General features: G+C 67.8%; 22 protein-coding genes. All 22 read left to right on the top strand.

The genetic code is table 11. The features are described 5' to 3' along the window. A partial coding sequence (locus ACFOGJ_RS10545; protein ID WP_379897821.1) for an EF-Tu C-terminal domain-related protein occupies positions 1-81 on the top strand: 81 nt, incomplete at its 5' end. Between the two features lie 134 nt (positions 82-215). Beyond that, positions 216-524, top strand: coding sequence for a 30S ribosomal protein S10 (rpsJ, locus tag ACFOGJ_RS10540; RefSeq protein WP_379900028.1), 309 nt, complete (start codon positions 216-218; stop codon positions 522-524). Positions 525-536: 12 nt separating this feature from the next. Next, positions 537-1,301, top strand: a complete 765-nt coding sequence (rplC, locus tag ACFOGJ_RS10535) for a 50S ribosomal protein L3 (RefSeq protein WP_379900025.1) — start codon at positions 537-539, stop codon at positions 1,299-1,301. A 4-nt stretch (positions 1,302-1,305) separates the two neighbouring features. Then, positions 1,306-1,941, top strand: coding sequence for a 50S ribosomal protein L4 (rplD, locus tag ACFOGJ_RS10530; protein ID WP_379900023.1), 636 nt, complete (start codon positions 1,306-1,308; stop codon positions 1,939-1,941). Then, entirely contained in the window at positions 1,938-2,231 is a 294-nt protein-coding gene (locus ACFOGJ_RS10525; protein ID WP_379900021.1) for a 50S ribosomal protein L23, read from the top strand. The genes rplD and ACFOGJ_RS10525 overlap by 4 nt, the downstream gene beginning before the upstream one ends. Positions 2,232-2,235: 4 nt before the next feature. Continuing rightward, entirely contained in the window at positions 2,236-3,072 is an 837-nt protein-coding gene (rplB, locus tag ACFOGJ_RS10520; protein WP_379900019.1) for a 50S ribosomal protein L2, read from the top strand. 33 nt (positions 3,073-3,105) lie between these two features. After that, positions 3,106-3,384: a 30S ribosomal protein S19 gene (gene rpsS, locus ACFOGJ_RS10515; protein ID WP_379900017.1), complete on the top strand. Its 279-nt coding sequence runs from the start codon at positions 3,106-3,108 to the stop codon at positions 3,382-3,384. Between the two features lies 1 nt (position 3,385). Then, positions 3,386-3,775: a 50S ribosomal protein L22 gene (gene rplV, locus ACFOGJ_RS10510; protein ID WP_379900015.1), complete on the top strand. Its 390-nt coding sequence runs from the start codon at positions 3,386-3,388 to the stop codon at positions 3,773-3,775. Beyond that, the gene (rpsC, locus tag ACFOGJ_RS10505) at positions 3,775-4,461 is read left to right on the top strand and encodes a 30S ribosomal protein S3 (protein WP_379900013.1); all 687 of its coding nucleotides are present in this window, start codon (positions 3,775-3,777) and stop codon (positions 4,459-4,461) included. The genes rplV and rpsC overlap by 1 nt, the downstream gene beginning before the upstream one ends. 61 nt (positions 4,462-4,522) lie before the next feature. Then, positions 4,523-4,936: a 50S ribosomal protein L16 gene (gene rplP, locus ACFOGJ_RS10500; protein ID WP_379900011.1), complete on the top strand. Its 414-nt coding sequence runs from the start codon at positions 4,523-4,525 to the stop codon at positions 4,934-4,936. Between the two features lie 3 nt (positions 4,937-4,939). Then, positions 4,940-5,134, top strand: a complete 195-nt coding sequence (gene rpmC, locus ACFOGJ_RS10495) for a 50S ribosomal protein L29 (protein ID WP_379900009.1) — start codon at positions 4,940-4,942, stop codon at positions 5,132-5,134. Between the two features lie 22 nt (positions 5,135-5,156). Further along, the gene (gene rpsQ, locus ACFOGJ_RS10490) at positions 5,157-5,444 is read left to right on the top strand and encodes a 30S ribosomal protein S17 (RefSeq protein ID WP_379900007.1); all 288 of its coding nucleotides are present in this window, start codon (positions 5,157-5,159) and stop codon (positions 5,442-5,444) included. Between the two features lie 32 nt (positions 5,445-5,476). Beyond that, the gene (gene rplN, locus ACFOGJ_RS10485) at positions 5,477-5,845 is read left to right on the top strand and encodes a 50S ribosomal protein L14 (protein WP_379900005.1); all 369 of its coding nucleotides are present in this window, start codon (positions 5,477-5,479) and stop codon (positions 5,843-5,845) included. A gap of 15 nt (positions 5,846-5,860) precedes the next feature. Then, on the top strand, positions 5,861-6,184 hold the full coding sequence (rplX, locus tag ACFOGJ_RS10480; protein ID WP_379900003.1) for a 50S ribosomal protein L24: 324 nt from the start codon (positions 5,861-5,863) through the stop codon (positions 6,182-6,184). 21 nt (positions 6,185-6,205) lie between these two features. Beyond that, complete coding sequence (rplE, locus tag ACFOGJ_RS10475; RefSeq protein ID WP_379900001.1) at positions 6,206-6,754, top strand: 50S ribosomal protein L5; 549 nt, start codon at positions 6,206-6,208, stop codon at positions 6,752-6,754. Between the two features lie 44 nt (positions 6,755-6,798). Continuing rightward, on the top strand, positions 6,799-7,104 hold the full coding sequence (gene rpsN, locus ACFOGJ_RS10470) for a 30S ribosomal protein S14 (RefSeq protein WP_379899998.1): 306 nt from the start codon (positions 6,799-6,801) through the stop codon (positions 7,102-7,104). A gap of 10 nt (positions 7,105-7,114) precedes the next feature. Beyond that, positions 7,115-7,510 (top strand): 30S ribosomal protein S8, encoded by a 396-nt coding sequence (gene rpsH / locus ACFOGJ_RS10465; RefSeq protein WP_379899996.1) that lies wholly within the window; start codon positions 7,115-7,117, stop codon positions 7,508-7,510. A gap of 91 nt (positions 7,511-7,601) precedes the next feature. After that, on the top strand, positions 7,602-8,135 hold the full coding sequence (rplF, locus tag ACFOGJ_RS10460) for a 50S ribosomal protein L6 (protein WP_379899994.1): 534 nt from the start codon (positions 7,602-7,604) through the stop codon (positions 8,133-8,135). 83 nt (positions 8,136-8,218) lie between these two features. Beyond that, positions 8,219-8,599, top strand: coding sequence for a 50S ribosomal protein L18 (rplR, locus tag ACFOGJ_RS10455; RefSeq protein ID WP_449288584.1), 381 nt, complete (start codon positions 8,219-8,221; stop codon positions 8,597-8,599). Positions 8,600-8,639: 40 nt separating this feature from the next. Beyond that, a complete protein-coding gene (rpsE, locus tag ACFOGJ_RS10450; RefSeq protein WP_379899992.1) occupies positions 8,640-9,224 on the top strand; it encodes a 30S ribosomal protein S5 in 585 nt (194 codons plus the stop codon). Positions 9,225-9,329: 105 nt separating this feature from the next. After that, positions 9,330-9,527, top strand: a complete 198-nt coding sequence (gene rpmD, locus ACFOGJ_RS10445; RefSeq protein ID WP_379899991.1) for a 50S ribosomal protein L30 — start codon at positions 9,330-9,332, stop codon at positions 9,525-9,527. A 61-nt stretch (positions 9,528-9,588) separates the two neighbouring features. Then, positions 9,589-9,975, top strand: a 387-nt coding sequence (gene rplO / locus ACFOGJ_RS10440) for a 50S ribosomal protein L15 (protein WP_379899990.1), incomplete at its 3' end; no start/stop codon positions are given.

The raw sequence follows: 9,975 nt of genomic DNA, 5'->3' as shown, positions 1-9,975 counted from the left end.
ATGGACGAGGGCCTGCGCTTCGCGATCCGCGAGGGCGGCCGTACCGTCGGCGCCGGCGTCGTCTCCTCCATTACCGAGTAGGCGGCGGACCGCAGCGGGCCGATCGCCCGGCACAGACAACGGGGCCGGGGCGGCGGATCGCCGCCCCGTGCGACCCGGACAGCGCCGGCGCGAAACCCGGCCGAGAGCGCCAATTTGGCGGGAAGTGACGAGAGATGGACAGCCAGAATATCCGCATCCGGCTCAAGGCGTTCGATCATCGCGTGCTCGACCAGTCGACCAGCGAGATCGTGAACACCGCCAAGCGGACCGGCGCACAGGTGCGGGGCCCGATCCCGCTGCCGACCAAGATCGAGCGGTACACCGTGCTGCGCTCGCCGCACATCGACAAGAAGTCGCGCGAGCAATTCGAGATTCGGACGCACAAGCGTCTGTTGGACATTGTTGATCCGACCCCGCAGACGGTCGACGCGCTGATGAAGCTCGATCTGGCCGCCGGCGTGGACGTCGAAATCAAGCTCTGAGGGGTGGACCCGATGCGTACAGGCATCGTCGCCCGGAAGATGGGCATGACGCGGTTGTTCGGGGAGGATGGCACACACATCCCCGTCACCGTTCTCAAGGTTGACCAGTGCCAGGTCGTGGCGACACGGACCAAGGAGCGCGACGGCTATTTCGCGGTCCAGCTGGGTGCCGGTGCGGCCAAGGCCAGCCGGGTGACCAAGGCGCTGCGCGGCCATTATGCGACAGCGCAGGTGGAGCCGAAGCAGAAGCTGGTGGAGTTCCGCGTGGCGGAGGACGCCCTGCTCGAGGTCGGCGTCGAGATCACGGTCGACCATTTCGTCGCCGGCCAGCATGTCGACGTCACCGGCACCTCGATCGGCAAGGGCTTTGCCGGCGCGATGAAGCGCCACGGCTTCGGCGGCCTGCGGGCCAGCCACGGCGTGTCGATCAGCCATCGCAGCCATGGCTCGACCGGTCAGAACCAGGATCCCGGCCGCGTCTTCAAGGGCAAGAAGATGGCCGGCCATATGGGCGCCAAGCGGCGCACCCAGCAGAACCTGGAAGTGGTCCGCACCGACAGCGACCGCGGCCTGATCCTGGTGCGCGGCAGCGTGCCGGGCGCCGATGGCGGCTGGGTGCTGATCCGCGACGCGGTGAAGCACACGCTGCCTGACGGCGTCCCCTATCCGGCGGCGTTCCGCAAGCCGGACATGGCGGATGCGGCGCCGGCAGCGGTCGCGGCAGCGGAGACGGCAGAGGCCGAGCCCGCGGCCGAGCAGACAGAGAATAAGGACTGACGCCATGGAGGCGACGGTAACCTCGCTGGACAACCAGCAGCAGGGCACGATCGAGCTCGACGACGCGATCTACGGGGTCGCGCCGCGCAGCGACATCCTGCAGCGCATGGTTCGCTGGCAGCTTGCGAAGCGCCAGGCCGGCACCCACAAGGCGAAGACCTATGGCGAGGTGTCGGGCTCGACCCGCAAGATGTTCAAGCAGAAGGGCACCGGCCGCGCGCGGCACGGTGACGATCGCGCGCCGCAGTTCCGCGGCGGCGGCAAGGCCCACGGGCCGGTGGTGCGCAGCCATGCCCACGACCTGCCCAAGAAGGTGCGGCGGCTGGCGCTGAAATGCGCGCTGTCGGCAAAGGCCCAGGCCGGCGAGCTGGTGGTGCTCGACAGTGCTGCGATGGCGGAGGCCAAGACCGGCGAGCTGGCGCGCAAGCTGAAGACGCTGGGCTGGAGCAATGCGCTGATCATCGACGGCGCCGAGGTCGACGGGAATTTCGCGCGGGCCGCGCGGAACATCCCCGGCATCGACGTGCTGCCGAGCCAGGGTGCCAATGTCTACGACATCCTGCGGCGGCGGCAGCTGGTGCTGACCAAGGCGGCGGTCGACGCGCTGCAGGCGCGGCTGACGGCGGAGATCAACCGATGACCACTGAGCGCGACTACAGCACGATCCTGGGCCCGGTGATCACCGAGAAGGCCACCCGGATCAGCGAATACAACCAGGTGGCGTTCCGCGTGCCGCTGGACGCTTCGAAGCCGCAGATCAAGACCGCGGTGGAGAACCTGTTCAAGGTCAAGGTGACCGCGGTCAACACGATCCGCGTGAAGGGCAAGACCAAGCGCTTCCGGGGCATCCCGGGCCGCCGGTCGGACTTCAAGAAGGCGATCGTGACCCTGGCCGAAGGCGATTCGATCGACGTGACGACGGGAATCTGAGGCGATGGCTCTCAAACAGCACAATCCGGTCACCCCGGGCCGCCGCGGCCTCGTCACGGTGTCCCGTGCCGGGCTCTGGAAGGGCAACCCGGTCAAGGCGCTGACCGAAGGCAAGACCTCCAAGGGCGGGCGCAACAATCTGGGCCGCACCACGGTGCGGTTCCGCGGCGGCGGGCACAAGCAGCGCTATCGCCTGGTGGACTTCAAGCGTCGCAAGTTCGACGTGCCGGCGAAGGTGGAGCGGCTGGAATATGACCCCAACCGTACCGCGTTCATCGCGCTGATCGTCTACGAGGATGGCGAGCAGGCCTATATCCTGGCGCCGCAGCGGCTGCAGCCGGGCGACACGGTGATCTCGGGCGAGAAGGTCGACATCAAGCCCGGCAACGCCATGCCGCTGAAGAACATCCCGGTCGGCACCGTCGTCCACAATGTGGAGATGAAGCCGGGCAAGGGCGGCCAGATGGGCCGCTCCGCGGGCAATTATGTGCAGCTGATCGGCAAGGACCGCGGCTATGCGCAGCTGCGCCTGTCGTCGGGCGAGCAGCGCATCGTCCGCTCGGAATGCATGGCGACGGTCGGCGCGGTGTCCAACCCGGACAACCAGAACAAGAAGCTGGCGAAGGCCGGTCGCTCCCGCTGGATGGGCAAGCGGCCGCATGTCCGCGGCGTGGTGATGAACCCGGTGGACCATCCGCATGGCGGCGGCGAAGGCCGCACCTCCGGCGGCCGTCACCCGGTCACCCCGTGGGGCAAGCCCACCAAGGGCAAGCGGACGCGGCAGAACAAGGCGACCCAGAAGTACATCATCCGCCGCCGGCCCTCGGGCAAGGGCAAGTAAGGCGGCAGGCAGGAACAGTTAAGGAGTGCCCTGATGGCACGTTCAGTTTGGAAAGGGCCGTTTGTGGACTCCTACCTTCTGAAGAAGGCGGAGACGGCCCAGGATTCCGGCCGCAAGGACGTGATCAAGACCTGGTCGCGCAGGTCCACGATCATGCCGCAGTTCGTCGGTCTGACGTTCGGCGTCTACAACGGCAAGAAGTTCGTGCCGGTTCTGGTCACCGAGGACATGGTGGGCCACAAGCTGGGCGAATTCTCGCCGACGCGGACCTATCAGGGTCACGCCGCCGACAAGAAGTCGCGGAGAGGCTGAGATGGGCAAGCAGGCACGTGAACGGGCGCTGCCCGAGAACGAGGCGATCGCGGTCGGGCGGATGATCCGCTGCAGCCCGCGCAAGCTGAACCTGGTGGCGGAGCTGATCCGCGGCATGCCGGCGGAGCGGGCGCTGACGCAGCTCGCCTTCTCCAAGCGGTCGGCGGCGGTGGATGTCCGCAAGGTTCTGCAGGCGGCGATCGCCAATGCGGAGAACAACCAGTCGCTCGACGTCGACCGCCTGGTGGTGAGCGAGGCAAGCGTCGGCAAGGCCCTGGTGATGAAGCGCTTCCGGGCGCGGGCGCGCGGTCGCGCTGCGCCGATCCAGAAGCCGTTCAGCAACCTGCGGGTCGTCGTGCGCGAGGTCGAAGAGGCCGAGGAGGACGCATAATGGGTCAGAAAGTCTCGCCGATCGGCCTTCGCCTCGGCATCAACCGCACCTGGGACAGCCGCTGGTACGCGAACAAGAAGGATTTCGCCGGCCAGCTGCACGAGGACCTGGCGATCCGCCGCTTCCTGGAAAAGAAGCTGGCGCAGGCCGGCGTCAGCCGCATCGTCATCGAGCGGCCGGCGAAGAAGGCGCGGATCACGATCCATTCCGCCCGTCCCGGCGTGGTGATCGGCAAGAAGGGCGCCGACATCGAGAAGCTGCGCGGCGAACTGGCCAAGATGACCGGGTCCGAGGTCAGCCTGAACATCGTCGAGATCCGCAAGCCGGAGATCGATGCCAAGCTGGTGGCCGAAAACATCGCCCAGCAGCTGGAGCGCCGGGTCGCCTTCCGCCGCGCCATGAAGCGCGCGGTGCAGTCGGCGATGCGCCTGGGTGCCCAGGGCATCCGGATCAACTGCGGCGGCCGGCTGGGCGGCGCGGAGATCGCGCGGACGGAATGGTACCGCGAGGGGCGGGTGCCGCTGCACACCCTGCGCGCCGACATCGACTATGGCGAGGCGACGGCGAAGACCGCCTATGGCACCTGCGGCGTGAAGGTCTGGGTGTTCAAGGGCGAGATCATGGCGCACGACCCGATGGCGCAGGACAAGCGGCTGAACGAGCAGGCCTCCCAGGGTGGCCGGTGATTTGGGCGGGCGCTGACGGCCGGCATTGGGACGCGTAAGAGAGAGACTGGAGTAGCGGGCGATGTTGCAACCGCGCAGGACGAAGTACCGGAAGGCCCATAAGGGCCGCATCCACGGCAAGGCCAAGGGCGGCACCGATCTGAATTTCGGCAGCCATGGCCTGAAGGCGATGGAGCCGGGCCGCGTGACGGCGCGCCAGATCGAGGCGACCCGTCGTGCCATCACCCGCCACATGAAGCGTGCGGGCAAGGTGTGGATCCGCATCTTCCCGGATGTGCCGGTCTCCTCGAAGCCGGCCGAGGTGCGGATGGGCAAGGGCAAGGGCTCGCCCGAATACTGGGCCTGCCGGGTGAAGCCGGGCCGGATCATGTTCGAGATCGACGGCGTGCCCGAGGCGATCGCCCGCGAGGCCTTCGAGCTGGGCGCGGCGAAGCTGCCGATCAAGACGCGGGTCGTGGCCCGCATCGGGGAGTAGGTCATGAAGGCCGTGGACCTGACGGGAAAGACCGTCGACGAGCTGAAGACGTCGCTCGAGGCGCTGCGGAAGGAGCAGTTCAACCTGCGCTTCCAGAAGGCGACCGGGCAGCTGGAAAACACCGCGCGGGTACGCGAGGTGCGGCGCGACATTGCACGGGTCAAGACCGTGCTGCACGCGCGCACCGCGCAGGCCTGATCGCGAGCCAAGGAGAGAGGCAATGCCGCGGCGCATTTTGCAGGGCACCGTCGTCAGCGACAAAGGCGACAAGACCGTGGTGGTGAGCGTGGAGCGGCGGCTGATGCACCCGCTCTACAAGAAGTTCATCCGCCGGTCGAAGAAGTATCACGCCCACGACGAAGACAATCAGTGCAAGACCGGCGACTGGGTGCGCATCCAGGAGAGCAGGCCGATCTCGAAGCTGAAGCGTTGGGTCGTGCTCACGCCGGAGGCCGCCGAGGGCGCGGCCGCCGAGGCGTCCGGCGACGCGCCGGGCGCGGGCGCGTGACGGACGGGCTCCTGGAGTAGGAACGAGACGCGATGATTCAGGCGGAAACCAATCTGGACGTGGCGGACAATTCCGGCGCACGCCGTGTCCAGTGCATCAAGGTGCTGGGCGGCTCCAAGCGGAAGTTCGCCGGCGTCGGCGACATCATCGTGGTGTCGGTGAAAGAGGCGATTCCGCGCGGCCGGGTGAAGAAGGGCGACGTGCATCGGGCGGTGATCGTCCGGACGGCGAAGGAGATCCGGCGGCCGGACGGCACCGCGATCCGCTTCGACCGGAACGCGGCGGTTCTGATCAACAAGCAGAACGAGCCGATCGGCACGCGTATCTTCGGCCCGGTGACGCGCGAGCTGCGCGCCAAGGCGCACATGAAGATCGTCTCGCTGGCGCCGGAAGTGATCTGAGCGGGATGAACTGAGATGGCCGTAAAGCTGAAGATAAAGAAGGGCGACCGGGTGGTGGTGACCGCCGGTCGCGACCGCGGCAAGACCGGCGAGGTTTTGAAGGTCATGCCGAAGGAAAACCGGGCGCTTGTGTCCGGCGTCAACATGGTGAAGCGCCACCAGCGGCCGGACCGGCTGCAGCAGGGCGGCATCATCGACAAGGAGGCGCCGATCCACATCTCCAACCTGGCGCTGAGCGACCCCGACGGCGGCAAGCCGACCCGGGTCGGCTTCAGGTTCCTGGAGGATGGCCGCAAGGTGCGGTTCGCGAAGCGCTCCGGCGAAGTGATTGACCGCTAAGGGCGGCAAGAGGATAGGACCATGTCGGACAAGCCGCGTCTCAAGCAGCTCTACGATGCGCAGCTTCGCGAGGAGCTGCAGCAGAAGTTCAGCTACACGAACAGGATGGAAGTGCCCCGCCTGGACAAGATCGTGATCAACATGGGGGTCGGCGAGGCTTCCCAGGATTCGAAGAAGATCCAGGCGGCGGTCGAGGAAATGGCGCTGATCGCCGGCCAGAAGCCGGTGATCACCAAGGCGAAGAAGTCGATCGCCGGCTTCAAGCTGCGCGAAGGCCAGCCGGTTGGCTGCAAGGTGACCCTGCGCCGCGACCGGATGTACGAGTTCCTGGACCGGCTGATCAACATCGCCCTGCCGCGGGTCCGCGACTTCCGCGGCGTGAACGGCAAGGCGTTCGACGGCCGGGGCAATTATGCCATGGGCATCAAGGAGCAGATCGTCTTCCCCGAGATCAACTACGACAAGGTCGGCGAGATCCGGGGCATGGACGTGATCATCTGCACCACCGCGAAGACCGACGCGGAGGCGAAGGCCCTCCTGGCCGGTTTCCGCATGCCCTTCGCGAACTGATCGCGGCGCCACGGCACGCCGAAACGGGCAGAAAGACAGAAACGATGGCCAAGACGAGCATTATCGAGCGGAACAAGAAGCGGCAGAAGATGGCCAAGCAGTACGCGGCCCGGCGGGCGCGGCTGAAGGCGATCACCCGCGACGAGAGCCTGGATCCGGAGGAGCGCTTCGAGGCGCATCTCAAGCTGGCGCAGATTCCGCGCAATGCCTCGAAGACCCGGATCAAGAACCGCTGCCAGGTCAGCGGCCGCAGCAAGGCCGTCTACCGCAAGTTCATGCTCTCGCGTATCGCGCTGCGGGACCTCGCCTCCGAAGGCAAGATCCCCGGCATGGTCAAGTCGAGCTGGTGAGGAGAAGGTCATGAGTCTCAGTGATCCGCTCGGCGACCTGCTGACCCGCATCCGCAACGGTCAGCGCGCCAAGAAGGCCGTGGTGACGGCGCCCTTCTCGACCCTGCGCATGAGCGCCCTGGCGGCGCTGCAGCGGGAGGGTTATATCCGCGCCTTCGAGAAGGTGGAGGACGGCAGCAAGGCCGACATCTCCATCGAGTTGAAGTACCACAACGGCGCGCCCGTCATCGAGACGATCAAGCGCGTGTCGCGTCCCGGGCGCCGGGTCTATTCCGGCATCGACGACCTGGCGCGCGTGCGCAACGGCCTTGGCATCTCGGTCCTTTCCACGCCGAAGGGCGTGATGTCGGACAACGAAGCGCGGGCCGAGCGGGTCGGCGGCGAGGTGCTGTTCCAGGTCTACTGAGGCCGCTGCCGCGCGGCCCCGGGACGGGGCGGCGCGGCGCGACCGAAGGCCGGCGCAGGACCTGCGCCGGCAAGGGAAGAGGAGTTGAACGATGTCCCGTATTGGCAGGATGCCGGTGGCGGTTCCGTCCGGGGTGCAGGTCACCCTGGCGGGCCAGGACATCAAGGTGAAGGGCCCGAAGGGCGAGCTGGCGATGACCCTGATGGACGAGGTCACCGTGCAGCAGGAGGACAATCTCCTGCGCGTCCGGCCGGTCGAGGGCAATCGCCGGTCGAGGACCATGTGGGGCATGCAGCGCACCCTGGTCAGCAACATGGTCGTCGGCGTGTCCGAGGGCTTCACCATCACCATGGAGCTGGTCGGCGTCGGCTATCGCGCCGCGGTCCAGGGCAGCGAACTCGTGCTGCAGCTTGGCTACAGCCACGAGGTGAAGTACCCGATCCCGCAGGGGATCCAGATCGCCGTCGACCGGCAGACCGTGATCACCATCAGCGGCTATGACCGCCAGCAGGTGGGACAGGTCGCCGCGGAGATCCGCGCCTGGCGCCGGCCGGAGCCCTACAAGGGCAAGGGCATCAAGTACGCAGGCGAGCAGATCCTGCGCAAGGAAGGCAAGAAGAAGTAGCACGCGCCGGCCGGACGGCCGGGCGCCGGGGCGGCTGGCCCGGGAGCACCGGGCGGGATCCGCCGCGCGAGGAGAATGGAACGATGGGCAAGGGTGTAAACGGCACGAAAGGCATGGACCTGCGCGAGCGCCGCAAGCAGCGCGTCCGTGCGAAGCTGCGGCGCGGTTCCGCCGGGCGGCTCCGGCTGTCCGTGTTCCGCTCCTCGCAGCATATCTATGCGCAGGTGATCGACGATGAGGCCGGCCGGACGGTCGCCGCGGCGTCGACCCTGGACAAGGAATTGCGCGGCAGCCTGAAGACGGGTGCCGACAAGGCGGCGGCGGAGGCGGTCGGCAAGCTGCTGGCCAGCCGCGCGACCGCAGCGGGTGTCGACAGGGTGGTCTTCGACCGCGGCTCTTATGTGTATCACGGCCGCATCAAGGCCCTGGCCGACGGCGCCCGCGAGGGCGGCCTGTCGTTCTGAGGCGGCGGCGTAAACGGAATCAGTCGAGGGAATCGGACAGATGATGCGTCCCGAAACCGGGGAACGTGGCGACGGCGAGCTGGTCGACAAGCTGGTCAGCATCAACCGCGTCGCGAAGGTGGTGAAAGGCGGCCGGCGTTTCGGCTTCGCCGCCCTGGTCGTGGTGGGCGATCAGAAGGGGCGGGTGGGCTTCGGCTCCGGCAAGGCCCGCGAGGTGCCTGAGGCGATCCGCAAGGCGACCGACCAGGCGAAGCGGACGATGATCCGCGTGCCGCTGCGCGAGGGCCGGACCCTGCACCACGACGTCGAGGGCCGTCACGGCGCCGGCAAGGTGGTGCTGCGTGCCGCGCCGGCCGGTACCGGCATCATTGCCGGCGGGCCGATGCGCGCGGTGTTCGAGACGCTCGGTGTCGGCGACGTGGTCGCCAAGTCGATCGGTTCGTCCAACCCCTACAACATGATCAAGGCCACCTTCGACGGGCTGAGCAACCTTGTTGCCCCGCGGGCCGTGGCCCAGCGCCGCGGCAAGAAGGTCAGCGAGATCTTCGGCCGCCGGCCGGAGGGCGAGGGCCGTGCCGAGGGCGGTGACGACGAGGGCGACGCCGCGCAGGCCGGCGGCGCCTGATCCGGCCGGATCGGGCGGGCGTCCGACGCGGGGGCCGCCCGGTGGGCCGGCTTCCTGGGCGCCGGACGCAGCCGCGTCTTCCGGCAAGATAGGGACGAGTGAGAGATGGCTCAGGCGAGCGGCAAGACGATCAAGGTGAAGCAGATCCGCAGCGGCGTGAAGCGGCCGAAGGACCAGCAGGAGACCCTGCGCGGTCTCGGTCTTGCGAAGATCAACCGCGTGCGCGAACTGGAAGACACGCCTGCGGTGCGCGGGATGATCAACAAGGTCCAGCATCTGGTCCAGGTCCTGGACCAGGACTGAAGCGTTTTTGGCGCGGGCCAGGTCGCCCCGGCGGCAGCCCCGGCCATGAGGGAGTAGCACAATGCGGCTCAATGAGATTGCCGATCGCGACGGCGCGACGAAGGCGCGGAAGCGGGTCGGGCGCGGCATCGGGTCGGGCACGGGCAAGACCGCCGGCCGCGGCGTGAAGGGACAGACCTCGCGCACCGGCGTGGCGCTGAAGGCGTTCGAAGGCGGTCAGACGCCGATCTATCGCCGTCTGCCGAAGCGCGGCTTCAAGCCGCCGTTCGGCAAGACCTATGCACCGGTCAACCTGGGGCGGCTGCAGCAGGCGATCGACGCCGGCAAGATCGACGCCGGCAAGCCGATCACGCCGGCGATCCTGCTGGACAGCGGCGTGGTGGGCCGTCGCGGCGACGGCATCCGCCTGCTCGCCCGCGGCGAGCTGACCGCGAAGATCGAGATCACC

Origin of the sequence: Marinibaculum pumilum, assembly GCF_042646425.1 — a bacterium.
GTDB lineage: Bacteria > Pseudomonadota > Alphaproteobacteria > Ferrovibrionales > Ferrovibrionaceae > Marinibaculum > Marinibaculum pumilum.
Note: the sequence above shows the minus strand (reverse complement) of the source record. Positions and strands in the feature narration are given on the sequence as shown.